A 25,560-nucleotide genomic window follows, 5' to 3' on the forward strand; every position below is an offset into this window, starting at 1 on the left:
CCCCTGCAACGCCAAGCCGGACCATGTTCCGGTGGTCGCGATCGTCGGGCAGACCGACCGGAGCGTGATGGGGGCACCTACCAGCAGGAGGTGGAGCTGCTCAGCCTGTACAAGGATGTCGCCGTCGTGTACTGCCATATGGTGACCGTCCCCGAACAGCCGCCCAACGTCCTGGACCGGGCGATGCGCACCGCCGGCGCACGGTGACCGTGGTGATCGTGCCCCCGACGTCCAGGAGCTCGACTACAGCCCGCCGGAGCATGCCCGCCTTCAAGATGGTGCCCTCCAGCCTGGGCAGCCCGCAGTGGACGATCGTGCCGGAGCGGGGCAAGCTGCGCCGCCGAGGATGAGGGCGAGCATGCTCCTGATGGTTCAGTGGGTTCTCGGCAGCTGCGTGTGCCCCTTCGGGCCCGGTGCACACGGGATTCCGGGCCGGGAGCGGAGGGGCGCCGTCCCCTGGGGCGGGTTCCGGTGTGACGGTTGTGCGGACCTCGACCGGGTAGGCGCGTGGCATGGAGGACACCGGAAGATCGGCGGACGGCCCGCTCGGCGACGACGCGGAAGCGTTGGACCTGTGCGATCACTGCGGCGAGGCCGTGGCGAGGGCCGACCTGGTCAGCGTGCTGGTGCCGGACTCCTCCGCTCTGCACAGGAGCGATCCGGCGCTCGACGGCCGGCGGGTGCTCAGGGCGTGCTCGGCCGAGCACCTGACGGCCCTGATCGACCGGTACCGTCGCCGCCCCTTCATCCCCGAGGAGCAGTGGGCCGGCAAGGTGTGCCGGACACTCGCCGGCCGCGAAGGGCCGGTTCCGCTGGGCCTGGTCGCCCGGCTGAGCGGCCTGTCGGTCCAGGAGGCGGTCCAGGGCGTCGAATGGCACAACGCCCGCGCACGGGAGTGGCGGGCACAGTACGGCGATCCGGGTTGCGCGTGAGCTGCGGGGCGGGCCCCATGTGGGCGACGGCCACGACGGGTGTTCAGCGCCGCAGGAGGCGTTCAGCGGCCTGCACGGATACCCCCGGCTGTCCGGTGGGTAGTGAGGGTGGACAGGGCGGGCAACCGGCCTCGGCCGTCCGTTCGTTGACGCGGATCGGGTGACCGCCGGCGGCGAGAGCAGTGTCGGTGGAGCAGATCAGGGTGACCCGTGCGGACGGAGCGCTGAGCACCCGGTCGGCCGCCGTCACCAACGTGGGAGACGGCATCCGGCAGCCGCAGCCCTCGTGCGGACTGTGCGGACAGCCGACCCAGACGTCGAGCGGCCCAGCAATGCTTCGCGGCCTGGACGGCCTCCACCCCTGGGCGCGTACGGGGTCTCCGGGGTACGCCGTGCTCCTGCGGGTGCCGCCGCACGGGCGTCAAACGGGCGCCGGAGCACCGGGCGGGGATCGTCGAGCCGGCGCTCAAACGGTGTGAGGGGAACGTGGTGCCCGATACCCGTTGGCACGTCCCGAGTGGCCGGTGGACGCGGTGTCGTCCGGGTGGGGCAGCGGACCGGAGTGCCGCGGTGCGTACTGGTGGGGAACGGGGCAGGGTGGTGCGCACCCGATCTATCGTGGGCCGGCCGGTGCCAGGCGCCGGGGCCCCGTCCTCCCGAGGTGGCACAGTGTCCGGTGAACCGGTGGAGACGTTCATCGCGGTTCGTCCGCGTGCGCAGGTTGCCGCGAGCGCGGACGAACTGGCCAGGCGCTGTGCGGGGGCGGTGGCTGTGGCGGACGCCGGGGGCCTCGCGGTCTACCGGTGGGCGCTGGATCCCGTGGGGCCGGCGCCGGTGACAGGCCGCGTCCTGGATGGCCCTCCGGCCGATGTCGACCTCGCGGTGGAGGAGCGTGCGGCGATCGAGCTCTGGCGCGACCGTGACCGCCCGGGTCCCGAGCGAGCCCGCGCGGAGGGAGCGGCCCATGCCCTGGGCTGGATTCTCGGCTTCGCGCCGATCAGTCGCTGACCGCGGCCTGACGTCCTGCCCCGCCGGGATCAGGTCCGGCTACTCTTCGTGGTTGCGTGGATTCGAGGCGCCGGGCGGCCTCAGCGCAGGAGGGTGGCGAGGAGCTCGGCGATGGTGGGGCCGGCGTCGGCAGGGTGACGCAGCTGCTTGCTGGTGATGACGCTGTAGTGGTTGGAGCGGCCGCGACGCTCGTGGGTGAGGTACCCAGCCTGTTCGAGGTCGACGATGATGCGTTGGACGGCGCGTTCGGTGAGCAGGCAGCTGGCGGCGATGTCACGCACGCGGATGCCCGGGTCACGGGCAATCTGGACCAGCACGCGGGCGTGGTTGGTCAGGAAGGTCCATTGGTGCGCGGTCGTCGTGCTGTTGTCCATTCCTCCACGATAGGACCGCTGTTTCACGGCCACCGAAGCATGACAGTGGATTCGTGCAATGGTTGACATGTCTGGCGGACGGGCGAAGAGTGGAGGAGCCGCGAAGCCGGCGAACGCACCGCGGCGGGCCTTCGCGAACAGGCCCTGGATCTGTGGCGGGACTTGGAACACATCGCCTCCGTACGACCGGAGCGGGACATCGCCGAGGGCGGCGTCGGCGTGTCCGTGCCGTTGAACCCCGGCCCGAAAAGTGGACGGTGCTGCCCTGTCTGACGTCGGAGACCGTCCAGGTCGGTGATGTCCTCGTGTGCGCGTTCATCGGCGACATGATCCTGGACAGCGAGCTCGTCGCGGCCCGGGCACTCACCGCCGCACTCGGGCGGCGTCCCGTCCTGCTCGCGGTCGACCTGGCGGGTGTGGAACTGTTCACCTCCACTGGACTCAACCTGCTTCTCGGTGCCCGTCGGCGCGCGTTGGCGGACGGTGTCCGGCTGGTGCTCGTCGCTCCGTCCAGGCGGACGCTGCGGGTCCTGGAACTCACCGACACCGCTGGGCTGTTCCCCGTCCATGCCACCGTCGAGGACGCCCTTCGACACCGACTGCCGCACACGGCGTACCCCGCCCCGCGGTGACCACTGTCCGCCGTCGTCCGTGCCCGCGTTCCGACGGGCGACCACCGGGACAGATGGTTGGGCCGGTACCGAAGGGGCAGGCGCACGGTACGGCCGGGACGGCCCTGGCCTAACCGTGAGAGGAGTTTCGGATGAGCATGGTGAAGGAGTCCGTGGACGTGGCCGTGCCCCTGCACACCGCCTACAACCAGTGGACGCAGTTCGAGGAGTTCCCGCGCTTCATGGAGGGCGTCGACTCGGTGACCCAACTGGACGACCGCCACAACCACTGGCGGACCAGCATCGGCGGTGTCACCCGCGAGTTCGACACCGAGATCGTCGACCAGAAGCCCGACGAGCGGATCGCCTGGCGGACCGTGGACGGCGAGGTGCACCAGAAGGGCGTGGTGAGCTTCCAACAGATCGACCAGGGGCACACCCGGGTCGCCATGGCCATCGACTTCCGGCCCGAGGGCATGGTGGAGAAGACCGCCGACGTCACGGGAATGGTCGACCGCCGCGTGAAGGGGGACCTGAAGCGGTTCAAGGAGTACATCGAGGAACGCGGCAGGGAGGAAGGCGGTTGGCGCGGCCGGATCAGTCCGGGCTGAATCCGCTGTCGACCGTCCGCGCCACCGGCCGCCAGGGACACCCCTCGGCGGCCGGTCGACGTCCGCGGCCATGCCGGATCAGGAACGATCGGCCCGGTATGGCCGGCGTGCGGCGGGTACCCGCCGTGCTCGGGGTACGCGTTCGCGCACCCGACCGAGGAATCCCGCCGACCAGGAGGAGACATGACCCAGCACGGCAAGGTCCTGGCGATCGTGACGAACTACGGCGTCGAACAGGACGAACTGCTCGTGCCCGTACGGCACCTGCGCGAGAACGGCGTCCACGTCGACATCGCCGCCCCCGAACGGAACGAGATCCGCACCCTGGTCGGGGACAAGGATCCAGGCGAGACGGTCCAACCGACGCTCACCCTCGACGAGATCGACGCCGCCGGCTACGACCTGCTGCTCATCCCGGGCGGCACCATCAATGCGGACACCCTCAGACTTCATCAGGCGGCCGTCGACACGGTGCTCGCCTTCACCACCGCCGGACGGCCCGTCGCCGCCATCTGCCACGGCCCGTGGCTGCTGGCCGAAGCGGGCGTGGCCTACGGCAAGCAGCTCACGTCCTACCCGTCCCTGCGCACCGACCTGGCCAACGCCGGCGCCACCTGGACCGACGAACCGCTGGTCACGGACGACGCCGACAACTGGCGGCTGGTGACTTCACGCAACCCCGGCGACCTCGAACACTTCCTCCGGGGCATCGACACCGCGCTGCGCACCCAGGTCGGGGCCGCCGACGTGCACTGAGTCACGGACGACCGTTTGGCTCCGGGGATCCCGGGGACACGCAGGGCGGCGGAAGTCCGCCATGGAGACGGGCCTTCGCCGCACCGGCGGCGAGCCGGCCGCCGCACCCGGCAAGGACGCAGAACGGAGCATCTGCCGTGTACCACGACGAAGACCTGCTGGAGCAGCTGACCGCCGACCACCGGTCCGTGCTGGTCCACTTCAGCGAACTCAGCGGCATACCCAGTGGGGACCCGCAGCGCAAGGACCTGGCCGACCTCGTGATCGATCAACTGGTTCGCCACACCCGGGCGGAGGAGCAGCACCTCTATCCGCTCGCCCGCGACCGGCTGCCCGACGGGCCGGTCGTGGTGGAACGCGAACTCGCCGACCATCGGGCGGTGGAGGCGTTGTTGGAGGAGCTCCGCCCGACCCACGTCACCTCGCCCCGCTTCGACCGGCTGGTCGCCCGGCTGGTCGAGGAGGTCACCCGGCATGCCGGCGAGGAGGAGGCGCGGCTCTTCCCGGCCGTGAGGGCAGTCGCGAGCGAGGCCGAACTCTGCGACCTCGCGGTCAGGGCACGGGAGACCAAGGAGTCCTCGACCGGCCGGCCCCGTCACGAGCCGCCCACCGCACGTCCGGCGGACCGCCTGCCGCCCCCCGAGCGCTCGGCCTCCGAGCGGATGCGGGACTTCCTGACTTCGGGTGGTCCGCACTGACCCCTTGAGGGCCCGAGGACACCGCGAAGGCCGCACGGGCCCTCCTTCACCGCAAGGAACCCCAGGCGGCTGCCTCGGCGGGCGCAATCCCGCCGACAGCTGCCTGCCGGCCGTCCGGCTCCGGATGGGGCCGGGGCGTTAGCGGCCGCCGATCCGGGGTAGCCGCAGCGGCGGATCTCGGGGGACGGCGTTGTGAGGAGACGGACGAATGGACGGGCGTGAGCGGGTGGAACTGCGCGGGATCGAGCGCGTGCTGCGTGGTGACCACGTTCTGCAGCTGCGGCTGCGCCTCCTCGGGCTCTGTCTGCGCGGCCGGGCTTGGGACGTGTTGCGCGGCGTGCGGCCAAGGATCGTCCTGGCACTTGCGCTGCTGTCGTTTGCCCTGCTCGCGGCAGGCCTGAGAACGTCCGAGGCACCGTTTCTGTGGATCTTCACGGGCTGCTGGGCCCTGACCCTGACCATCGCCTTCGCGGTGCTCTGTGCCTGTGCCGACGGCCGCCGGGAGGAAGAATGAGCGTGCTGCCCGCGCCGCGCGGTCCGCTTTCGGCGGCGGTGCTCGCCCTGCTCACCTCCGGACCGCCCGGTGCCGGCCGTCAGCTCACGCCGCCCGGCCCGTTCGACGAGCCGTGGGGCGAGGACCATCAGCTGGCCCTGCACCTGTGCTACGAACTCCACGGCCGGGGGCTGCCCGGGGTGTCGGACGGCTGGGAGTGGGATAGTGAAATTCTACGATTCCGAGGAGAGTTGGAGCACCCGTTCCTGGCCGTGGTGCGCGCGGAGGCGGAGCCTGTGCCGCCCTTGCGGGAGGCGCTGGAAACACTGCTCGCGGAGCCGCCCGACGGTACCGGACCCTCGCACTTCCTGCTCGCCGAGGGTGAGCGCCGGCACGCTCGTGAGTACCTGGTGCACCGGTCGGTCTACCACCTCAAGGAGGCGGACCCGCAGCTGTGGATGCTGCCGAGGATCCACGGGCCCGCACAGGCGGTGCTGATGACGATCCTCTACGACGAGTACGGCGCCGGACGGCCGGAACGGGCCCACGCCCTGTTGTTCGCCCGGATGATGGCGGCATTCGGCCTCGACTCCGGCTACGGGGGCTACCTGGACCTCGTGCCGGCGCCGACCCTGGCTGTGGTCAACCTGATGACGCTCTTCGGCCTGCACCGGGCGCTGCGCGGCGCGGCCGTCGGGCACTTCGCCACCGTGGAGGTCACCTCATCGCCCGGCTCCGCCCGGCTGGCTGCGGCGCTGGAACGGCTCGGCGGCGGCCCGGACGGCACGCTCTTCTACCGCGAGCACATCGAGGCGGATGCCGTCCACGAGCAGTTGGTGCGTCGCGGGGTCATCGAGGAACTGGTAGCCGCTGAGCCGGAGTTCGCCCGGGACGTGGCGTTCGGTGTCGCTGCGGCCGGGGTGGTCGACGGACGCTTCGCGGACCACCTGCTCGGCCACTGGCGGGTCGGAGGCAACTCGCTGCGCTCCCCGCTGCCGGAAGGTACGGGCTGAGCCGGGACCGCCAGGGACCGTGTGCGCGCTCCGGCCCGGAAGGACGGTCAGTCGGCCGCGGGGAGCCGGATCTCCAGGTGCCCGGAGAGCACCCGGGTCTCCAGCACCGGCTGGGGTGCGGTGGCCGGGCCGTGCACGACTTCGCCGTCCCGGAGCCGGAACGTGCTGCCGTGCCACGGGCAGCGCAGGCAGCCCTCCACGAGGGTGCCCTCGGACAGCGGCCCGGACAGGTGGGCGCAGTGCTCGGCCAGTGCGTGGCAGTGCTCGCCCTCGCGGACCACGACCACGGCCAGTTCGCCGGCCGTCGCCCGTACGGGCTTCCCGTCCGGGAAGTCCTCGACGGGGCCGAGGGCGAGGCTTTCGGCCTCGCCAAACCGGTGTGCATCGGGAAACTCTCCGCTGCCGTCGGCTATCGCGGAGGAGGGCTCGTGGCCCAGCAGTTCATGAACGTCAAGGAGACTGCGGAGTTTTGAACATGTCGGTTGATCAGGCGGGCACACCGGACCTCCAAGATCCCCGACAGAGTCAAGCTCAGACCAGCTCGGCCAGCGCCTTGTCCAGGCGCACCAGGCTCCGCTCGCGACCGAGCACCTCCAGCGACTCGAACAGCGGCAGGCCCACCGTCCGCCCGGTCACCGCCACCCGGACAGGCGCCTGGGCCTTGCCCAGCTTCAAACCGAAGACGGCCGCCGTCTCCTCCAGAACCGCCTTGAGCGAGGCCGCGTCCCACTGAGTCTCGGCCAAGCGGCGCCGCGCCTCCCGAAGGAGGTCCGCCGACCCCTCCTTCATCGCCTTCGCCCACGATGCCTCGTCGCGCACCGGCTCGTCCAGGAACAGAAAGTCGACGTACGCGGTGATCTCCGACAGCATCGAGATCCGCGTCTGCGCCTGTTCGGCCACAGCGGCGAACTGCGCCGGGTCGAACGCCTCCGCCGGCCACGGAGCCCGAGGCGCGGACAGCCACGGCGCGCACGCCGCCACGAACCCGTCCACCGGCAGAGCCCGCAGGTACTCCCCGTTGAACGAGGCCAGCTTTTTCACGTCGAAGAACGCCGAGGAGCCGTTCACGTCCTCCACCCGGAACAGCTCTTCCAGCTCGGTGTACGGACGGATCTCGACGTCGTCCTTCGGCCCCCAGCCCAGCAGCATCAGGTAGTTGACCATCGCCTCCGGCAGGTAGCCCTCGGCCAGGTAGTCCTCCAGCGCCACCTTGTCGCGCCGCTTGGAGAGCTTCTGCCGCTTCTCGTTCACGATGACCGGCAGGTGCGCCCACACCGGCGGCTCGGCGCCCAGGGCTGCCCACAGCAGCTGCTGCTTGGGGGTGTTCGAGAGGTGTTCCTCACCGCGGATCACCTGGGTGATCCCCTCGTCGAGGTCGTCGACCACGTTGGCCAGCAGGAACACCGGGCTGCCGTCGCCCCTGGCGATCACGAAGTCCTCGATCGCCGCGTTGGGGAATTCCGGGTTGCCGCGGATCAGGTCGACCACCACGGTGACCCCCTCATCCGGCGTGCGGAACCGAAGGGCCCGGCCGGCCTCGAAGCCCAGGCCCCGTTGGCGGCAGAACCCGTCGTAGCCGAGCTGCTGGGAACCGGTGCGCTCGGTCACCTGCTCGCGCGTGCAGTCGCAGTAGTACGCGAGGCCGGCCTCGTACAGCTCGGCGGCGGCCCCGCGGTGCCGGGACTCGTTCTCGGACTGGAAGTAGGGGCCTTCGAACGCCGGGTCCGCCTTCGAGATGCCGATGGACGCGAGCGCGCTGATGATCCCGTCGGTCCACTCCTCGCGGTTGCGCGCCGCGTCAGTGTCTTCGATCCGCAGGACGAACTTGCCGCCGCGCTGTCGTGCCGTCGCCCAGTTGTACAGCGCTGAGCGGGCGCCACCGACGTGGAACATGCCGGTAGGACTCGGAGCGAAGCGGACGCGGACAGACGAAGAGGCAACAGTCATGCGAATACGGTAGCGGCGTGGGTGGGTTCGAGTTGCCGTTCACGGTGATCGATGTTGACCTGACAGTGGACAGGGACGGCGTCCCGGGCGTCCAAAGGCGTATCGGAAGGCCACCCGATCGAAGGACCAGTCGATGTGGACGTACGGAGAGCGACAGGCAGGGATGCGCTGTCGATAGCCCGCTTCCGTGCGGAGATGATCAAGGCGCCTCCGGCAGGCCGATGGTTCGAGGATCTCACCGCCTACCTGACGGACGGGCTCACCCGCACCGAGGACATGGCCGGATTCATCGTGGACGGGCCAGCCGGCCACCTCGTCTCCGCCGCACTAGGGAGCATCTACCGAGCGCCCCCCGGGCCGACGTACAGCGGCCGGACCGGGTACGTGCATCTTGTCCTGACGACACAGGGTCACCGTCGCAAGGGGAACGGTGGAGCTGTCACGGCCAGCCTCCTCGCCTGGTTCTGGGACCAGGGCTGTGGGCTGGTCAGCCTCAACACAAGCACGGACGGCGCACGGCTGTACCATTCGCTCGGCTTCGAGACGAACACTCGCTCCATGAGGCTCTTCGGACCAGGAGCTGGGCGAGGCCATGACGGTATCTGAGGCTGCCAAGGTTGTTACGCCGCAACACCGTTATCTGTGATGGACATCGCTCACGGCGATTCGCAGCTATCAGCGGCATCCTGTGCTACGTTCCGTGGTCCCAATCGAACACAGAAACCCCCGACGGTGCTGTCACACCATGTGTCGGGGGCCTGGCAAGAGGAGCTGTCACTCCCGATGCTCGTACATCGTAGCGCCCACGCGCGAAACTTCACCGTGCTGCCCAACGCGGTCCTGCAGGACCGGCGGCTGAGCCTTGCCGCACGTGGCCTTCTCGCCGATCTTCTGTCCCGCCCCGAGCGCTGGCGCGAGGACGCCCGGCAGATCGCGGACTCCAGCACCGACAGCCGCGCGGCGGTGCGCAAGGCCCTCCGGGAGCTGATCGAGGCCGGGTACTACCGGGTCGAGAGGAACCGGATGCCCGACGGCACGATCCGCAGCGAGGCCCACGTCTACGACACCCCGCAGATACCCGGCCTGCGGGAGGCCCGGGAGCTGCTGGAGGCGGTAAACCTGCAGGCGGAGCCGAGTGTGCCCCATCCGGCGTCCGGTCCTTCGAGCTCCGGAGATGCTGGCGCCCATTGTGTAAAGAACCTGGTCAAAGAACCCTCCCTCCCCGGTGCGGCAGTCCCACCGAAGGAGTCCGCCGAGCCTCGGCCGGAGGCCGCGGGAGGGCATGAGGGAATCTCGGTCGAGAACCTGGACGGCCCGCTGCGGGTGGCGGCGCACACCCTGCAGCAGGCGCTGAACGGCCAGCGGCGTCTGCGCCTGGGCGAGGCGGAGATGGTGGAACTGGCGCCGCTGGTGGCGGAGTGGCTCGCGGTGGGCAGTGGTCCGGCTGAGCTGGCAGCCGCGCTGCTGTCCGGCCTGCCGCAGACGATCCACTCGCCGGTCGGCGTGGTCCGGAGCCGGTTGCTGCGCAAGCTGCCGATGCGTCCGGCGCCGGCAGAGCGCACCAGAACGGCTAGCCGGATGCACGAGTGCGACGAGTGCCGCGACCCGGTGTCCCGTCCCGGCCTGTGCCGGGGTGCGTCTCCTCGGCGGGACGGCGCGAATCGCGGTGCCGAGGTGACGGCTCGGGGGATGGCGAAGGTCAGGGCAGCGATGGGTCGTTGACCCCTGCCGACGCCGCTCGGCCGCGCTCGGCAGGCCACAGGGCAGGGCAGGGCGTGTTCGGCGGCTGTCGGGGCACGTGGGCCGTCGACGGGCAGGGTGGGCTGTCGGGAGCCGGGTGCGGCCGGTTGCCGGGGCACTTACCCGGCCGCGCCTACAGCTGCACCGGCAGGGCTTCGAGGCCGCGGACCAGCCGAGACCGCCGCCAAACGAGTTGGTCGGCGGGGATGGCCAGCTGAAGGTTCGGGGCGTGCTCCAGGAGGACGCCGAGCACGATCTCGACCTCGGCACGGGCGAGCGGGGCGCCGAGGCAGCGGTGGATCCCGTGGCCGAAGGCGAGGTGGGCGGAGGCATCCGCACGGCCGAGGTCAAGTCGGTCGGGGTCGGCGAATCGGGAGGGGTCGCGGTTGGCCGCTCCCGGGCACACGAAGACCGGGCTGCCGGCGGGCACGGCGGTGCCGTCGAGGTCCACCTCGTCGGGTGCCCACCGCCACGTCGCGATGCTGACCGGGGAGTCGTACCGGAGCAGCTCGTCGACGGCGCCCCGGATGCGGCGCGGGCTGGCTCGCAGGCGCTCCAGCTCGGCAGGGTGCTGGAGCAGCGCGAGTACGGCGTTGCCGATGGCCGCAGTGGTGGTCTCATGTCCGGCGACCAGCAGCAGCACGGCGAGGGAAAGCAGCTCGTCCTCGCTGAGGCGGCCGGCGTCGTCCTCGTGGACCGCGGTCAGGTCGGAGAGCAGCGAGTGGTCCGGGCGGGCGCGCTTGCTGCCGATCAGCTCCGCCAAGTAGTTGGCCAAGGCGTGGGAGGCGTCGTCGATTCGCTGGTGGTCGCCGCTGGCGAACAGGGCGGTTGACCAGGAGCGAACCGAGGTGCGGTCGACCGGGGGGACACCGAGGAGTTGGCAGATGACGGCGACCGGCAACGGGCCGGCCAGCTCCTCGACGAGGTCGACCTCGCTACCGGGTTCCCATAGCCCGATGAGCTGCTCGGCGAGGGAGCGGATGTAGGGGCGAAGGTCGGCGGCCCTGGCCGGGGTGAACGCTCTGGTCACCAGCCGCCGGAGCCGGGTGTGCTCCGGCGGGTCGACGCTGAGCATGGTGCGGGCGACCGCCGGATGCAGGGACCGGCCGGACGGCCTGCCGGCGAAGTAGGCCTCGGTGTCCTTTGACAGCACCGGGGCGGTGAACGCCTGCCTCGCGGCGTCGTAGCCGGTGACGACGGTGGCGGCGGTGGCACCGCTGCCCAATGGCACCTGCAGGACCGGGGAGGTTGCGCGCAGGGCGGCGTAGGTGGGGTAGCGGTCAGCGAGAAACGCCGGGTCGGTGAAGGGGGAGGAAACCATGGGCGATCCTATGCCGCTTCAAATGCCGTCCGCCGCTGGGCGGCCACAGCGGCGCGGACGATGTCGTTGGCCATGTACTGCTGGGAGACCGAGCGTAGCCACAGAGCCTCGGCACGAAGGCTTCCTGCCCGGACGGACTCGCCGGTCGCCTGCGGAGCCGGGTCGTCCTGGGGCTGGGCGCCGGCGCGGGCGGCCTCGATTGCCGCGGCGAGGATCGCGGCCTCGACGATGGCGGCACCGGTCTCGGTACCGCTCTGCCCTCGGTGGGCGACGGCGTCGGCGGCCAGCTGCTCGACCGCACGGGACCGGTGGGCGTCCAGATCGAGGATGCCGTCGCAGACCTCGACGACCCTGCGGTGCAGGACGAGGTCGGACTCGGCGGACCCGCCGATCGTCTTCAGAACGACGCTGGGGGAGACCTCGGTCAGGTCATGCCACAGCGGCAACAGATCGGCGGCTGTCTTCCGTTCCCAACGGCGGCGAAGGAACTGGGTCACCGGCCACAGGACGGCCGGGAGGGTCAGGCCGATCGTGATGAGCAGAACGCTGACGGCCGGCGCGGTGACGGTGAACCCGCAGTCCACCGGCGTGACCAGGCTCGTGCACCGGGATCCGTCGGGAAGCACTTCCCAATCGAACAGGGCCGCAACGGTGTTGAAGGTCTTGTAGGCGGCGTAGGCGAGGGCGAAGAGACAGCCCAGGGCCGTCATGCGCAGGCCGATTCGCTGGCTGGCGCGGGTCGAGGCCTTGGAGCGCCTCCATGTCTGGGTGAGGCAGTCGTAGACCGCGTATCCGAGGTAGGCGATGTATGCCACGGAGTAGACGTGCAGGGACGTGGGCAGCGTCCTGAGCCCGCCCCGCTGCTCGACGGCGCTCCACACCATGCTGGAAGGGGTGATCGCGAAGGCTGCAGCCATGATCGCGACGGCCAGGGCCAGGAGCCGCACCCGCTGGCGAACTCGGCGACGAGCGTCGGCAGCGGAGTAGTTGAGGTAGACGAGGAGCGCGGAGACGCTGGCTGCCGCCGACAGGGTCGCGGAGTTGCTCACGAGCCGGGGGAAGTCGAGCGCCACGGCGGAGTCTGCCAGGGCCCGGACCGATGGTTGGTACGCGCTGAAGGCTACGGCGAAGCACGCGAGAAGGGCGGACAGGCTCAGGGTGCCGGGGGGACGCCTGCCCGGGCGTCGTTTGAACGCCCAATAGAACGACGCGGCGAGCAGCAGCAGGGGCATGCCACCGAAGATGGCGCTGATCATTTGGTGAGTTCCTTGCAAATCAGGCGAAGAGCGCGTCCCAGCGCTCATCGGCTGCGCTGGGGCGGGAAGCGGGCAGTACGGCCCCGCGGTACATGAGCTGAAGCATCAGGGTGGCCGTCGTCTCGGCCTCGACTTCCTCCTCGGTCTCATATGAGGTGCGAGCGGAGACCCCGAGGACGCTCCAGTCCATCAGGTCGGCGAGGTCGTCGTCCGACATGACGTCGGTGAGGTCGAGTTCGCCCTTGTGGTCGCAGACGATGTGAGCGAGTTCGTGGGCGATGATCTGCCGCTGGTGAAGTGGCGAAGCATTCTTCTCGTAATAGATGACCTCGCGGTCGGCGTACCTCTTCCGCAGTCCGCAGGAAAAAGTGCCTCTCATGTCGATGGCCTCGCAGACGATCTTCCGTCCGACTGCTGTGGCGACCGCAGCGATCAGCTCCGCCTCGCCGAACCGGTGAGGCAGAGACAGGCGCCCGAGGCGTTTTTCACAGGCATCCCGCAGTGAACTGGCATGCACGATCCCTCCCAAAAAAGATCAAGGAATCCACTGTCGGTACGGCACGGGGAGCCCTTGCCGTGGTAGCTGGATGATCGTAAACAGAGAGTCGAAGATCGTTTCCCAGTTGATCTTGATGTCTGTGATCAAGTGGCGCCGAAAGTGGTTAGGGTGGGCTTACCGATCGCTACGGAGTGCGCCCGCCACAAACCGACCATCCGCGCTGTTTCTGGATGGCGGGGTCGGCGGGGCGGTTGGCCCATCACCGAAAGTGAAGATATCCACGGGCGTCGCAAGCCGAGAGTGACCTGCATCTCAATCGTGGATTGACGGTGCTGGGGGGGCATATTTTGCCCGCCAATGCATCTACGCGCATAGATGCAGTTCAAAAATAAACAGCATGAGGGGTGTCGGGATTCTCATGCGGGGGGGATGGGCGGCAGGCCCTCGGACTCCCTGGCCATGTCGAGCATGTCCAGGATGCGCCCCATGTTCTTCGCGCTGAGGCCTTGGCTGCGCAGTGCGATCGACTGGATCCCGGAGTCCTTCATGGCGGCGGCCAAGTCTCGCTGGGCGAACATCCGCTCGGGGTCTTCGTCGCTGACCCAGTAGGTCGGGGGGACGTCGAAGAAGGTGGAGAGGGCTCGAAGGGTGTTGATCGTGGGATTGGCCTTGGTGCCTCGGCGGAGCTGTTTGATGGTGCTCTCGCCGATGTCGGTGCCGGCGGCGACCTCGGCGACGGAGTACGGGCCGCGGTTCCGCGGGTGGCGGTGCTCGAAGAGGTAGGTCAGTCGCACGGCGATCTGAGGCAGCCCGCTCTGGTCCTTGTCTGCCTGCTGGGCCATCGCAGCACCTCCCGTGTGTTAGATCGTCCCGGGATGGCACTTTAGTGCCTACTGGTGCGCCGATGCACATCCCAAGGGGCGATCTAGTGCCCTCTGGGGGGCGCTTTGGTGTACGTTGATCACGCTAAAAGGGGCACTAAAGTGCCGATGCCCTGATGGGGGCGCTCGTGGGCACCTGCCGTGAGGCTGGGTGAATCACGCCGGCCAGCCATTGGGGCCGGACGGTTCTCCTCGACTGCCCACGCGAAGGCCCCTGCGCCTCCGCATCGCCACCAGCCGTCTTCGAGTAGGAACTGCATGATGAGCCAGGACCAGCACAGCGGCATCGACTCCGCGCGCCCCGCGCGCTCAAGCCATGCCCGGGTCTTCGCCCTCCAGGACGCCTTCACGCAGCTGCCCGGCGGCGACCAGCGTGTACTCGACCTCGCCGCCGCCACCGGGATGCCGGACTCCACCGTGCACCGCATCCTTCAGTCGGGCGTGCCCGGCGGCGCCTTCGGCCAGGTCCGCCGCGGTAAGTACCGGCCGGGGCCGACCATTATCAAGGCGGCCATCCACGCCATGGCGCACGTGCCGGGCGCCGCGACGACCCAGGGGATCTTGGCCGACCTCCACGAGCGCACCGGTGCCGCCGCCCTGCTCTTTGCCCTCGCCCCGTTCGGCGGCCTGCGGCGGCTGTGCACCGACTATGCCTGGGGGCAGATGGACCCGGGCGAACTCGGAGTCTTCGCCCATCCTCTGGTCACACACTCGCGGTCCCTGCGCACGGGGGCGAGCGGGAGGGTGATCCTCGCGAATCTCCCTGCGCCGCTGCAGCAGCTCGTCTTTGACGAGGAACTGCCCGACGACGCCGCGCCCGGAGTCCTGAGGGACGACCGAGCCCTCGCAGCGTCGCTCGTCGAGATCCGGCGCAGCGGGTATGCCGTCGGACGCGAGGAGGTGGTGCCCGGATGGGAAGCAGTTGCGGCCCCGGTCATGTGGGCGGACGTGGCCGTCGGCTCCGTGGTGCTCGCCAAGCCGGCTGGTGAGCTGTCCGACCTGGGCCGGCTGATCGGGCACACCTGCCGTGCGGCCCGGATGCTGAGCGAGTACGCCTCATGCCCTGCTCCCGCGGCCTGAGGGGTAGCCGGGATTTCGGATGAGCACTGCCAGGCCGCGGGGTGGCTGCCACTCCGGGCCCGCCGCCTGCCGGGCGCGGGCCGCGCAGGGGTCCGCCGGGTTGGGGGCACGGTCCCCATTCACTGCCCGGCTGACGGCTCCGGAGTTCGGCGGTCCCGGGCCTTCCGCGAGTTTTCCGCTCGAACCTTCTCCTTTTCGAGGCGTAGGAGTGGGGAAAGTTGCCGATTCAGGCAAGGCGGTCATATTTTTTATTTCCGGCAAGGTGCCCAGGCTCCTTGCCGATTGCTCTTTCGGAGCCTTGGGAGTCTCGGCTTTCATTCGGACTGGTGGCGAGGTCGGAAGGGCTGGTCGCTAGTCGGTGGTCAGTCGGATCGCGAGGCCGGGGCTCAGATGAGACCCGTTCTTGATCATGCTCGCGCCACGCTTCATTTGTCCATTTCCCGCCCGGCAGGAAATGGGGCCAATGAGTCCATGATCATTTCCCGCGTGACGGGAAATCGGATTTCTATCCGCGTAGATCCACCGAATTCGTTGACGAATTCCCGGCGGCAAACATAGAGTAACTCCTGCGCCACGGAAATATGCGCGGCTGAAGATTGCCGTAGCAACCCGATGGCCGAAACGCGACGTGGCGCCCAGGAGCTGGAACTCCCGGGCGCCACGTGATGCCCGTGCTCTTCGCACGGCAAAACCAGTGCGCCAGCTTGCTGTAGGAGGCTCGGCCGGCGCCACTTGCGCAGGAGGAAGTGTTACATGTCCGCGACCCCAGGTACAGCCCCACGCACAGAGGGGGCCGAGACGGGTCTCAACGCTGGCGTTGTCCTGGGCGGGGCCACCCGGATCTCCGAGGGCACCGCCCGGGCGATCGAGAGCAGCGTCCGCGCCGTCGCGCCGGCCGTGACGGTCGTGCGCGTCAGCGTCTCCGAGGCCGACCATCTCTGGCTGGCCCGGGCCTACGACGCCGACGGCGCCAACGTCCCGCTGCCGCAGCAGCACGAGGAAGCCGTCGCCCGGTGGATCGCCGTTGACCAGCCGCAGCGCGACTGGCAGCTCCAGCATGACCTCGACCTGGCCACCGGCCACCTCACCGTCGCCGGCGCCCAGGCGACGGCGGGTTACTGACCATGGCCACGCACGACGGGCGCATCCGCACCCACAAGCCCGAGATGAGCCGCGACCCGAAGCTCGCCGAGGTCTCCCTGTCCGCCGAGCGGACCTTCATCTACCTGCTCAACTACGTGGACGACAAGGGCCGCCACCTCGACGACGCCGGGATCGTCCGCGGCCTGATCTGGAAGCGCAAGCGCTCCTGGGACGGAGGCGTCCACACCTCCGACCGTGTCGAGGACGACCTGCGACAGCTCGCCGAAGCCGACCTGGTGTGCCGGTACCTCAACCCGGCCGACCAAGGCGAGGAACTGCTGCACGTCATCAACTTCAACAAACACCAGCGAATCGACAGGCCCAGCGCGAGCCGCCTGGCGCCGTGCCCCCTGCACCAGACCCAGGAAGCCGACATCGACGCTCCGGTCCCGGTCAAGCGGAGCCGGACGAAGCCTCAGGAGCAGCCCGAACCGCGCCCCACGGACACCTCCGAGACCACCGGCCGGAGCAACTCCGAGAGCGGAGACCTCGACCACCAGGACCCCGGTGCCGCGGACTCCACGACACCCTCCACGAACGGATCCAGGATCACGGATCCTGGATCTACCCCTCCGGGGGGCGGCTATGCCGCGCCCGCCCAGTCCGACACGGCGCAGGAGCCTTCGGCTGAGCAGGCCATCGCAATGCACCCGCACACCACCGGAGCCAGTGCCCTGCTGGCCGAGTACGTCCGGACCTGCCCGCAGCAGCCCAGCGAGCGGTTCCGCGGTCACCTCGGCCGGGAGATCAAGGCGCTGCTGGCTGTCTACGGGCCGGAACAGGTCCGTGCTGGCCTGCGGCTGTTCGCGGCGAACCCCAAGGGCCCCAGTGCCCTGGAGTCCTTCGTGCAGGAGGCGTTGACCTCCCGCGGTACCCGTCCGGGAGGCACGTACCGGGCGTGGACGAACCCGGCCGCCGGGGCCGCCGCCTACGCCGGGGAGCTGTGATGGCCGGCCGAGATCCTCGCCGTGTTGGCGCCGGCCTGCAGGGCCTGGTGGAGCGATTCAGCCGACTGGGCGTGGACCCTGCCGTGATCGGCCAGCCCGAGCAGCATCCGGTGCCGCAGCCGGTCCGGGACGCGCTGGAACTGGCGGCCAGCCGCATCCCGCCGCTGTATCAGGACGCGGTGGCCGACGACCCCCAGGTCCTCGCCTGGGTTGAGCACGTCAAGCAGGCTGCCCGTCGAGGCCCGGAAGGACAGCTTGGCATCGCCCGAGCCCGCTCCCTGCTCCTGCTCGGGGAGACCGGTACCGGCAAGACGCACCAGGCCTACGGGGCGATCCGGGCGCTGCTCGGCGCGGGCGTCCGGCTGCGCTGGCAGGCGATCACCTCGGTGACTCTCTACGCGATGATGCGTCCGCGTCCCGGCGCCGACCCGGAGCGCGAGATGCGCGAACTGGAGCGTGTGCCCCTGCTGTTGCTGGACGACCTCGGGGCCGGCCGCGCGAGCGAGTTCACCGAGGAGACGTTGTACCGGTTGATCAACCACCGGTACGAGCAGCAGCTGCCGACGTTCATCACCAGTAACATCACCCCGGCCGAACTCTCTGGCCTGCTCGGCGACCGCACCGCCAGCCGCCTGCGCCAGATGTGCCACAAGGCCATCCTCGAGGGTCCCGACCGACGCTGGGCCCCTCTCCCCTTCTGACATTCCCGCGATCCCGTGCGGGGCTGGCCGAGCCGCCCCCGGGAGACGCCCTGCCCACGCGCCTGCCACCACGGCGCGACGGAGACACCCCCGAATGAACACCATCACCGAACTCGAAGCCGCCCACGAGCAGCTCGACCGCGGCTGCCCCCGTTGGCGCCTCAAGGCCGCCTGCGCCGGGACCCCGGACCCCGACATCTTCTTCGCCGACCGCCGCACCGCCGCCCACCGCGACGCCCTCACGCTCTGCCTGCAGTGCCCGGTGCGCCGCGAGTGCCTCACCGACGCCATCGAATGCGGGGTCCAGGACGGTGTCCGCGGAGGCCGGACCGAAGAACAGCTCCGCCAGATCGTAGCCTTCAGGGACGGCCGGCAGGTCGATCTCGGCCGGGTGCGCGCCACCCTGTTCGGTACTCACCGGCCGCGGCTGACCGAGGCCGAGAAGAAGTCCATGGTTCGTGTCGCTCTCGGTGCCGGGATTCCGCGCGACACCTGGGCCGCCCTGCTGGGCATCGGCTACAAGGCCGCCACCGCGCGCCAGCGCCAGGCCCGTACGCAGCTCGACGTCATCCCGGCGTCCATGCGACGCGAGGAGATCGCCCTCGCAGAAGAGTTGCGGAACACTACGGTGCCCACGCTGGCGGTGGCCGCGTGACCCAAGGCCGCCCAAAGGTTTCCCGATGGGACATGGCCGCCATCGCGGCGCTCGGTGCGACCGGCTTCGGCCTCTCGTACGACGCACTCCAGCAGATGGCTCAGGCGATCCATGTCCGAGGAAACCTCAGCTACGCGTGGCCGGTGGTCGTCGACGGGTTCATCGCCTACGGAGTGCGCGCTCTCGTCCTGCTGCGCGAAGCGCCCTGGACCGCCCGGGCCTACGCCTGGTCCCTCTTCGCCGGCGCCACCGGCACCAGCGTCTGGGCCAACGCCCTGCACGCGATCCGCCTGAACGAACAGACGGCAGGCACCCTCGGAGACCTGCACCTCGGAGACCTGCACCTCGGAGACCTCGCCGTCGGGTCCTTGAGCACGATCGCCCCGATCGCGCTCGCCGGTGCGGTCCACCTCGGCATCATCGTCACCCGCCACGAGACAGCCCAGGACAGCCTCGGTGACGGCCTCCAGACTGCGGACCCGTCCCCGGGAACTGTCCTGCTGAGCCGAGACGCGATCTCCGAACGCGAGCCCTCGCTCGACAAACTGATGGTGGCTGACCGAGAAGCCCCCTCGCTCACCACGTCCCGCACAAGCAGAGCGGAACTCACGGTCGGAACCCAGACGGAGGACCGGAGGAGCGTTGACGAGAAACTGGCCGCCTACCGTCAGGGCTCGCGGTGGCGAGCCCGATTTGCTGCACGTATTCTGCGCCGAAGCCAGGACAGCTCCGGCGGTCCGGGTGATGGTCCGTCGGCCCGTCCCGGCGTTCCGGAGGGTGGTGGTCCGTCGGCCGCTCCCGGCGTTCCGGAGGGTGGTGGTCCGTCGGCCGCTCCCGGTGCTCCGGAGGGTGGTGGTCCGTCGGCCGGTCCCGGCGTTCCCGAGGGTGGTGGTCCGGGTGGTCCGTCCGAGCGTCCCGGTGGTCCGTCCGCCCACCCGGGCGGTCCGGGCAACGACTTGGACCCGGAACTTCTGAAGGCTGGCCGCCGGGCTGCTGCAGAGGCCGGGCGGATCACCCGCAAGGTCGTTGGCGATGGAATCCGCAGCCAGGGGCTCACCGTGTCGAACGACCGGATCCCGGAGATCCTGGCCGCTCTACGGACCGATAAGCCACCGCCACCGCGCCGGTGACCGCGAGCTCTCCCGTCGCTTTCGTCTCTCAACTCACCCAACGGAGCTTCCACATGAGCACCACCGTGCTGGCGGACCGGAACCTCGTCGCCGACTTCATGGCCGTTCTGGTTCGTCACCACCACATCAGCAGTGCCCAACTGCTGGGCAACGGCCGGTGGGAGGTCCGCCGGTCCGCCGACGGACCGGTCGAGCCCCTCAGCGGCGAGCAGGCGGAGAAGTTGGTCATGGACCACTTGATCTCCGAGTTCGCCGCCCGCGGCCTGGCCAGCGGCGACTTCTGACCGACCGTACTCCCGGCCCGCGGCGTCGACGGAGCCCTACCTCCGTCCGCCGCCAACCGCTCTGGAACCCGGGCGCGTTGCCACCTACGGCGGAGCGAGCTATCCCCGTGGAGTGTCCTATCGGACACTCCACGGGCTCGCCCCCGCCCGAGCGGCCGGGGGAAGAGCCGAGAGCCGAGGCCGAGCGGGGGCGCTCGACCCCGACACTCGGCTCGCCGCAGCCAGGGGGCAGCGGCGGGCACAACAACCGACAGGAACAGCCCGAGATGACCGTCGCCGAGCCCGTCGCCGACGCCGACGAGCCGAACGCAGCACGCCGCCCGCGTCGCCGCTTCCACGACCCACAGCAGCGCCAACGCTTCCTGACGATCCGCGTGAGCACCGACGAGCAAGCCCTGATCCGCAGCGCCGCCACCGAACGCGCCGAGACCGTCGCCCGCTTCGTCGCGAGCGCCGCACTCACTGCCGCGTCCCACCCCGATGCCGCCCGCAACCCAGACGATCAGCTCGACCGTGCGATCGACGAACTCGCCGCCGCGCGCCGGCAGACCGCCCGCGTCGGCAACAACGTCAACCAGATCGCCAGAGAGCTGAACGCCGGCGGTCTCCCGCACCCGACGGACCTGGTCGCCGCGCTGAGCGCGGTCCGCCGTGCCGTCGCCACCGTCGACTCCACGGCGGCCGGTCTCCTCAAGCAGCGGAAGACGCACTGATACCCAACATCACCCGCGGGGACCGGACGTACCGTCTCCTGTCCTACCTCTACGGCCCTGGGCGCAAGGACGAGCACACCGACCCGCACCTCGTCGCCTCCTGGGACGGCTTCGCCTCGGACCCGGGGCGCGACCCGAACGCCACGATCAAGCAGCTCCAGACGTCCCTCGACCTGCGGGTGGACCAGCGCGGTCCCCGGCGCCGGTTGAAGAAGCCCGTGTGGCACTGCTCGGTCCGTACGGCTCCCGGAGACCGGCTGCTCAGCGACGAGGAGTGGGCGGTGGTGGCGCGCCGGGTGGTCGCGGCCACCGGCATCGCGGAGGAGGGTGACCCGGACGGCTGCCGGTGGGTCGCTGTGCGGCATGCCGAGGACCACATCCACATCGCCGCCACCATCGTGCGCGGCGACCTGCGGAAGGCGGACATCGAGTTCGACTTCCGCCGGGCCCAGGCCGAATGCCGCAGAATCGAACGGGAGTGGGGGCTGCGTGAGCTCAACCCTGGTGACGGCACGGCCGCGAAAGAGCCCACCAACCGTGAGAAGCACAAGGCCCAGCGTCTCGGCGAGGCGAACACGAGCCGGCAACAGCTGCGCGACGCGGTCCGCCAGGCCCTCGCCGGTGCCCGGGACGAGGCCGAGTTCTTCGCCCGGCTGGAGACAACCGGTGTGCTGGTCAACCGCAAGGTGGGCCCGTCCGGCGACACCCTCGGCTACAGCGTCGCCGTCGTCGGAGAACACGACCAGACCGGCGAGCCGGTGTGGTTCGGCGGGTACAAACTCGCACCCGACCTGACCCTGCCCAAGATCCGCCGCCGCCTCGCCCACGGCACGGGCCAGCTGGAGACGGCCCGTCCCGCACCAGAGGACAGCGGTGCCCGTACACCGACCGGTCGCCGCTCTCCGGCGGCGGCCGCTCGACTCCGGGCGGCGGACACGGCCCTGGAGGCGATCGACCTCCTGGACGGCGAGCCTGAGGCCGTGGCCGGGGTGGTCGAGGCGACCGGGGAGGTGCTCGACGCCCTGGCGGCCACGGCCCTGCCCGCGCAGAAGGCCGAGCTGCTGGCCGCGGCCCGCGCCTACGAGCGGGCCTCGCGCTCGCACGTGCGGGCCGCGAACGCCGACTCCCGTTCCTTGCGGGCCGTTGCCCGTGAGGTGCTGTCCGGCGGCTACACCACCAACCGGGGCCCGGACGCCACCGCTGCCGCGGGCGCTTTGGCGGCGCTGATCCTGCTCGTCATCGCGGCCGGTCGCTGGCACGCCAAGCAGGGCCACCTGCAGCAGGCCGACGCCGCCCACGCGGCGGCCGACAGCCTGCGGGCGGCGTACCGGCTGGCTGCCCGCCAGCCGCTGGGCGCCCTGCGCGAGCACGGCCGGCAGCTTCCCGCCGCGGTGCGCGAACGCCAAGAGCAGGCCGTGCGGCGTGCGGTACCGGGCGAGGGCGGCCGGCGGATGCTCGCCGAGCCGGAGTTCGACGCCCTGGCCGCCGCCCTCGTCGAGGCGGAAGCCGCCGGGCACGACCCCGACACCCTGCTGGAGCGCGCCCGCTCCTGGCGGGAACTGGACACCGCCGGGTCGGTCACCGCAGTGCTGACCTGGCGCGTGCGACATCTCGCGAAGCTGCCCCACCCCGCCGCCGGCAAGCCGCACCGGAGCACCAGCGCGGTGACCCCGCCCACTCCTGCCGCACCCGCTGCCCCCTCGCGGCAGCGCCGCTGACTCGGCTGCCGACGGACGCCACCAGGGCTCCGTCGGCGGCCGTACCAACCCCACGCCGCCGCACCCCCGCAGGAGACCGCCCTTGCCCCGCCCGATCGCCGCCGACGACCAGCGGCACCGAGCTACCAGCGCGGCCGACCGCGACTGGCTGCTGCGCTGCTACACCCTGCGCGCCAGCGAATCGCTCGCCACCATCGTGGCGATGTGTTCCGTGCCGCTGCTTGTTTTCGCATTGAAGCGGGGCCGCAGTGAGCGGGTGCCCACCGCGACCGTTCAGGTTACCGGGGGGCCTTCCCCGCCGAGGGGAGGTGCCCCGGGAAGGGGGCATGCGGCGGCGAGCCTCCCGGATCGGCGCCACGCCCGGACTGGGGTAGCAGAGCCGTGCGTGGCGCCCTGTGGGATGAGCCTGGCCGAGCCTTCCCACTCGAACAGATCAAGTCGCTCGGCGATCCAGGTGTACTCCAAGGCATACAGAGCCGACCCGGGACCAAACTGCAGCCGGACGGGGTACCTAGCCATTGTTGGGGATCCCCCTGAAAAACACGCTGAAAGGAAACCGAATTGCCCGGGGAAGAAGAATACGACTACACCGTCACCATCACGATGAGCCAGCAGACCGTCGATTATCTCGAACGTGATGGCTACCTTCTTTACGGCTTCAAGGCCGGCAACGGAAGCCCTTGGGTGGGGTCGAAGCCGCTCGTCTGGTTCAGCACGGACAAGTACGCCCTGACGACGACGATCGGCTGGGACCAGAAGTACCAGGCGTACACCTCCCAGGACGAGATCGTTGTGGACGGCAAGATCACCACGAGCAACAGCTACGACATCACACTCGGCCAGCGCCTCGACGTGACGGGGAAATCCGGAGACGGAGAGGTCAAGGACGACCCTGAACTCAAAGGTAAAATCGGGATCAGCAACACCACCACGAACGAATTCACGTGTGGAATCGCCCAGCGGAACAACCGCACGTCGAACTTCAACCCGATTGCCGCCTTCGACCTCCTCGGTGGAAATCTCGACACGTTCGCCCCCGTGGAGAAAGTTCTTCTTCTCTTTGCTTTAAATCCTGTCGACACGGGGACTGTCAAGGAGCAGTCCTTCGCCCCTGCCCTGCTGATCGACATCAGCGGCGTGTCGGAAAGAGAAGTCGAATACGACATCAACAACGGCTGGAGCTGCGGCGGAAACACCTGGTGCACCCCTTACAAAGCCGAAGACGACATTCAGTTCCTGGCCATGTCGTAGCCCATCGCGACGTTGCCGGTCGCAGGTCCTGGGCGCAATGCGGGCAACGCAAAGGCCTCGGCCGCGTCCCGCGTTGCGGCGCTCCACACCGCGAAGGTCTTCTGCCGCTTGCCCACGGCAGCCAATCGCACGCGGAAGCGGATTCGTGTCCGGCTGCGCCCCGCCGTACCTTCATGGCCCTCCCGCAGCGGGCGGGCGGATTCCTTGACGGTCGTCCCGGGTTCCTTGATGGTCACTTCGCCGCCTGTGCTCGACGGCGTCGGCCGCCCGCCCCAGCACCGTGCGGTGTGCCTCCACGGTCTGCCGCCAATGGACACGCTCCCGCAAGCGCGCGCAGCGCTGCCCACTGGCCACGGTTTCCCCGGCTACGCCGAGCGCCTGGACGCCGAGCTCGCCGCCCAGCTGCTGCGCCGGGTGCCGGTGGACCGGCTCGACCAGGTCGAGCCGGTTGTCGCCGCTCTACTGGACCTGGGGCCCGGCCGACGGTCTCCCTCGGCCGGCTCGCCGGTTCTGGCCGAGCCGATCAGCGACATGTTGCCAGGGCTTCCCTCACCGGCTCGCCCCGGACGAGAAGACCGACCGGGGCGAGCCGGTCTCGGTCGTCACGGTGCTGGTCATCGGTCCGCACCTGGCCGTGTTCGCCGGGGGTCGGATCCCAACCAACCGGGTCGAGCCCCGCCCCATCACAGCACCACCGGGCCGCCGAGCAGAGCAGTCGCGCCGTGACCACGGCGCGGCTGCTGTTGCCGTGCTAGGACGCGGCCCGGTGGCGGCGTCCGGCCTGTTCGAGGGCGTGCTGGAGTTGGTCGCGGGTCATGGTGGAGCGGTGGGGATGTCGAGGTCGGTGGCGCGCTGGTAGAGCTCGGCCCGGGTGAGCTGGGACAGCTGCCGCTTGCCGGTGGCGCCCGTCCGCTTCTTCCCCGCGGCGGTCTTGGCGCAGGTGGCCTTCGAGCCTGTGGCCGACTTCGGGGAACGGCGGGCCCGGGCGGGCGGCTTCTCCTTCGTCTTGGCGGCGGGCTCGTCCTTGCGGGCGCTGTCCAGGCTGCAGCGCAGGGCGTCCATGAGGTCGACGACGTTGGTGGCCTCGGGGGCTGGTCCGGTGGAGACGGGGGTCTGGCGGCCGGCGAGTTTGTCCTCGACGAGTTTCTTCACCTGCTCCTCGTAGGTGTCGTGCCACTGCGAGGGGTCCCAGTCGACGCCGAGCATGCCGATCAGCTACTCGGCGGTCTCGACCTCTTTCGGGGACAGCCTCACCTTCTCCGGCGGTTCGCCGACCTCCGTGCGGGGGTTGCGGACCTCGTCGGCGAAGTGCATGGTGTGCAGCTCCAGCGACCCGTCCTCGGAGCGACAGCGGTCAGGTACTCCTTGCCGCGCATCGCGAACATCGCCAGGCCGGCCTTGCCCGCATGTTGCAGGGCCTCGATCAGGAGGGCGTAGACCTTCTTTCTCCAGGGCTGGAGTGTGGCGCGGGGCCCGAAGGCGCAGGTTTGCGCAGCTCAGCAGCGGTGCGAGCGAGGCTACCGTGTGCAACAGGTGTGGTGCGATGCCCCGTCTGGGTGATCCCCCTTCGGCGGGACGTTGGGGTGTCGGTACCTCAGTTGCTGGGTTTTGGGGGTGGAAATGCGAGATTTGATCACCAAGGGCGGTTGGAACATTACGCTCCGGTAGCGCAGTGCTCGCCGGGTCACGTCTTTTGACGACACCCGTGGGTGGGCCGCAGCCGCCGTAGCGGCACTGGCCGCCGCCACCCGATCAACAGGAAGGACGACCTGAGCACCACCCCGCCCCCCGACACTGG

Annotated in this window: 29 protein-coding genes and 2 pseudogenes; 21 read left to right on the forward strand and 10 right to left on the reverse strand. The window is 70.0% G+C overall.

The annotated features are described in order from the left end of the window. Positions 1-7: 7 nt before the first annotated feature. The 3 genes and pseudogenes from ACFVUY_RS21520 to ACFVUY_RS21530 form a co-directional block, all read left to right on the forward strand. A pseudogene (locus ACFVUY_RS21520) lies at positions 8-341 on the forward strand (thiamine pyrophosphate-requiring protein); the annotation flags it as partial. Positions 342-512: 171 nt separating this feature from the next. Then, a complete protein-coding gene (locus ACFVUY_RS21525) occupies positions 513-932 on the forward strand; it encodes a hypothetical protein (protein WP_387732063.1) in 420 nt (139 codons plus the stop codon). 684 nt (positions 933-1,616) lie between these two features. After that, entirely contained in the window at positions 1,617-1,940 is a 324-nt protein-coding gene (locus ACFVUY_RS21530; protein ID WP_387732066.1) for a hypothetical protein, read from the forward strand. 80 nt (positions 1,941-2,020) lie between these two features. Here ACFVUY_RS21530 and ACFVUY_RS21535 read toward each other — a convergent pair whose 3' ends face one another. After that, the gene (locus ACFVUY_RS21535; protein WP_387732068.1) at positions 2,021-2,314 is read right to left on the reverse strand and encodes a helix-turn-helix transcriptional regulator; all 294 of its coding nucleotides are present in this window, start codon (positions 2,312-2,314) and stop codon (positions 2,021-2,023) included. A 257-nt stretch (positions 2,315-2,571) separates the two neighbouring features. Here ACFVUY_RS21535 and ACFVUY_RS21540 point away from each other — a divergent pair, with 257 nt between their 5' ends. The 6 genes from ACFVUY_RS21540 (at position 2,572) to ACFVUY_RS21565 (ending at position 6,496) form a co-directional block, all read left to right on the forward strand. Beyond that, a complete protein-coding gene (locus tag ACFVUY_RS21540; RefSeq protein WP_387732071.1) occupies positions 2,572-2,946 on the forward strand; it encodes an STAS domain-containing protein in 375 nt (124 codons plus the stop codon). Positions 2,947-3,077: 131 nt separating this feature from the next. After that, positions 3,078-3,536, forward strand: a complete 459-nt coding sequence (locus ACFVUY_RS21545; protein ID WP_387732074.1) for an SRPBCC family protein — start codon at positions 3,078-3,080, stop codon at positions 3,534-3,536. 183 nt (positions 3,537-3,719) lie between these two features. Next, entirely contained in the window at positions 3,720-4,292 is a 573-nt protein-coding gene (locus tag ACFVUY_RS21550; RefSeq protein ID WP_387732076.1) for a DJ-1/PfpI/YhbO family deglycase/protease, read from the forward strand. A gap of 137 nt (positions 4,293-4,429) precedes the next feature. Beyond that, a complete protein-coding gene (locus ACFVUY_RS21555) occupies positions 4,430-4,990 on the forward strand; it encodes a hemerythrin domain-containing protein (protein ID WP_387732078.1) in 561 nt (186 codons plus the stop codon). Between the two features lie 208 nt (positions 4,991-5,198). Then, the gene (locus tag ACFVUY_RS21560; RefSeq protein WP_387732080.1) at positions 5,199-5,504 is read left to right on the forward strand and encodes a hypothetical protein; all 306 of its coding nucleotides are present in this window, start codon (positions 5,199-5,201) and stop codon (positions 5,502-5,504) included. After that, on the forward strand, positions 5,501-6,496 hold the full coding sequence (locus tag ACFVUY_RS21565) for an iron-containing redox enzyme family protein (protein ID WP_387732081.1): 996 nt from the start codon (positions 5,501-5,503) through the stop codon (positions 6,494-6,496). Before ACFVUY_RS21560 ends, ACFVUY_RS21565 begins: the two co-directional genes overlap by 4 nt. Before the next feature lie 47 nt (positions 6,497-6,543). Here ACFVUY_RS21565 and ACFVUY_RS21570 read toward each other — a convergent pair whose 3' ends face one another. Together ACFVUY_RS21570 and gltX are read right to left on the reverse strand one after the other, a co-directional pair. Further along, entirely contained in the window at positions 6,544-6,996 is a 453-nt protein-coding gene (locus ACFVUY_RS21570) for a Rieske (2Fe-2S) protein (RefSeq protein ID WP_387732083.1), read from the reverse strand. A 31-nt stretch (positions 6,997-7,027) separates the two neighbouring features. Then, positions 7,028-8,389: a glutamate--tRNA ligase gene (gene gltX, locus ACFVUY_RS21575; RefSeq protein ID WP_387691165.1), complete on the reverse strand. Its 1,362-nt coding sequence runs from the start codon at positions 8,387-8,389 to the stop codon at positions 7,028-7,030. 330 nt (positions 8,390-8,719) lie between these two features. Here gltX and ACFVUY_RS21580 point away from each other — a divergent pair, with 330 nt between their 5' ends. Beyond that, positions 8,720-9,049: a GNAT family N-acetyltransferase gene (locus tag ACFVUY_RS21580; protein ID WP_387691239.1), complete on the forward strand. Its 330-nt coding sequence runs from the start codon at positions 8,720-8,722 to the stop codon at positions 9,047-9,049. A gap of 216 nt (positions 9,050-9,265) precedes the next feature. Beyond that, complete coding sequence (locus ACFVUY_RS21585; RefSeq protein ID WP_387732085.1) at positions 9,266-10,165, forward strand: hypothetical protein; 900 nt, start codon at positions 9,266-9,268, stop codon at positions 10,163-10,165. 151 nt (positions 10,166-10,316) lie between these two features. On the opposite strand, the gene ACFVUY_RS21590 is transcribed toward ACFVUY_RS21585, so the two are convergent. The 4 genes from ACFVUY_RS21590 to ACFVUY_RS21605 form a co-directional block, all read right to left on the reverse strand. Further along, entirely contained in the window at positions 10,317-11,504 is a 1,188-nt protein-coding gene (locus tag ACFVUY_RS21590) for a cytochrome P450 (RefSeq protein WP_387732088.1), read from the reverse strand. Positions 11,505-11,512: 8 nt separating this feature from the next. Continuing rightward, complete coding sequence (locus ACFVUY_RS21595; protein ID WP_387732090.1) at positions 11,513-12,760, reverse strand: MAB_1171c family putative transporter; 1,248 nt, start codon at positions 12,758-12,760, stop codon at positions 11,513-11,515. 19 nt (positions 12,761-12,779) lie between these two features. Continuing rightward, positions 12,780-13,139, reverse strand: coding sequence for an ImmA/IrrE family metallo-endopeptidase (locus ACFVUY_RS21600; RefSeq protein ID WP_387732092.1), 360 nt, complete (start codon positions 13,137-13,139; stop codon positions 12,780-12,782). Positions 13,140-13,675: 536 nt separating this feature from the next. Further along, entirely contained in the window at positions 13,676-14,101 is a 426-nt protein-coding gene (locus tag ACFVUY_RS21605) for a helix-turn-helix domain-containing protein (RefSeq protein ID WP_387732096.1), read from the reverse strand. Between the two features lie 297 nt (positions 14,102-14,398). Here ACFVUY_RS21605 and ACFVUY_RS21610 point away from each other — a divergent pair, with 297 nt between their 5' ends. The 10 genes from ACFVUY_RS21610 to ACFVUY_RS21655 all read left to right on the forward strand — a co-directional run bounded on the left by ACFVUY_RS21610 (position 14,399) and on the right by ACFVUY_RS21655 (position 23,762). Then, positions 14,399-15,220 (forward strand): IclR family transcriptional regulator C-terminal domain-containing protein, encoded by an 822-nt coding sequence (locus tag ACFVUY_RS21610; RefSeq protein ID WP_387732099.1) that lies wholly within the window; start codon positions 14,399-14,401, stop codon positions 15,218-15,220. A 753-nt stretch (positions 15,221-15,973) separates the two neighbouring features. Further along, a complete protein-coding gene (locus tag ACFVUY_RS21615; protein ID WP_387732102.1) occupies positions 15,974-16,342 on the forward strand; it encodes a hypothetical protein in 369 nt (122 codons plus the stop codon). A gap of 2 nt (positions 16,343-16,344) precedes the next feature. Beyond that, complete coding sequence (locus ACFVUY_RS21620; protein ID WP_387732104.1) at positions 16,345-17,310, forward strand: hypothetical protein; 966 nt, start codon at positions 16,345-16,347, stop codon at positions 17,308-17,310. Further along, positions 17,310-18,011, forward strand: a complete 702-nt coding sequence (locus tag ACFVUY_RS21625; RefSeq protein ID WP_387732107.1) for an ATP-binding protein — start codon at positions 17,310-17,312, stop codon at positions 18,009-18,011. The genes ACFVUY_RS21620 and ACFVUY_RS21625 overlap by 1 nt, the downstream gene beginning before the upstream one ends. A gap of 94 nt (positions 18,012-18,105) precedes the next feature. Next, a complete protein-coding gene (locus tag ACFVUY_RS21630; protein WP_387691183.1) occupies positions 18,106-18,666 on the forward strand; it encodes a WhiB family transcriptional regulator in 561 nt (186 codons plus the stop codon). Between the two features lie 32 nt (positions 18,667-18,698). Continuing rightward, positions 18,699-19,796 (forward strand): DUF2637 domain-containing protein, encoded by a 1,098-nt coding sequence (locus ACFVUY_RS21635; RefSeq protein WP_387732109.1) that lies wholly within the window; start codon positions 18,699-18,701, stop codon positions 19,794-19,796. Between the two features lie 53 nt (positions 19,797-19,849). Next, positions 19,850-20,080 carry a hypothetical protein gene (locus ACFVUY_RS21640; RefSeq protein ID WP_387691187.1) on the forward strand — a complete coding sequence of 77 codons (231 nt, stop codon included), beginning with the start codon at positions 19,850-19,852 and terminating at the stop codon, positions 20,078-20,080. A 266-nt stretch (positions 20,081-20,346) separates the two neighbouring features. Then, entirely contained in the window at positions 20,347-20,793 is a 447-nt protein-coding gene (mobC, locus tag ACFVUY_RS21645) for a plasmid mobilization relaxosome protein MobC (protein ID WP_387732112.1), read from the forward strand. Between the two features lie 206 nt (positions 20,794-20,999). Beyond that, positions 21,000-22,511: a relaxase/mobilization nuclease domain-containing protein gene (locus tag ACFVUY_RS21650; protein WP_387732115.1), complete on the forward strand. Its 1,512-nt coding sequence runs from the start codon at positions 21,000-21,002 to the stop codon at positions 22,509-22,511. Between the two features lie 561 nt (positions 22,512-23,072). Beyond that, positions 23,073-23,762: a hypothetical protein gene (locus ACFVUY_RS21655; RefSeq protein WP_387732118.1), complete on the forward strand. Its 690-nt coding sequence runs from the start codon at positions 23,073-23,075 to the stop codon at positions 23,760-23,762. Here ACFVUY_RS21655 and ACFVUY_RS21660 read toward each other — a convergent pair. The 3 genes and pseudogenes from ACFVUY_RS21660 to ACFVUY_RS21670 form a co-directional block, all read right to left on the reverse strand. After that, positions 23,741-23,998, reverse strand: a complete 258-nt coding sequence (locus ACFVUY_RS21660) for a hypothetical protein (RefSeq protein ID WP_387691195.1) — start codon at positions 23,996-23,998, stop codon at positions 23,741-23,743. The genes ACFVUY_RS21655 and ACFVUY_RS21660 overlap by 22 nt on opposite strands. 577 nt (positions 23,999-24,575) lie before the next feature. Next, positions 24,576-24,968, reverse strand: coding sequence for a hypothetical protein (locus ACFVUY_RS21665; RefSeq protein ID WP_387732121.1), 393 nt, complete (start codon positions 24,966-24,968; stop codon positions 24,576-24,578). 143 nt (positions 24,969-25,111) lie between these two features. Further along, positions 25,112-25,207: pseudogene (locus tag ACFVUY_RS21670) on the reverse strand (hypothetical protein); the annotation flags it as partial. Positions 25,208-25,560: the final 353 nt, after the last annotated feature.

The organism is Kitasatospora sp. NPDC058063 (genome assembly GCF_042885395.1).
In the GTDB taxonomy this organism is placed as follows: domain Bacteria; phylum Actinomycetota; class Actinomycetes; order Streptomycetales; family Streptomycetaceae; genus Kitasatospora; species Kitasatospora lactacystinica.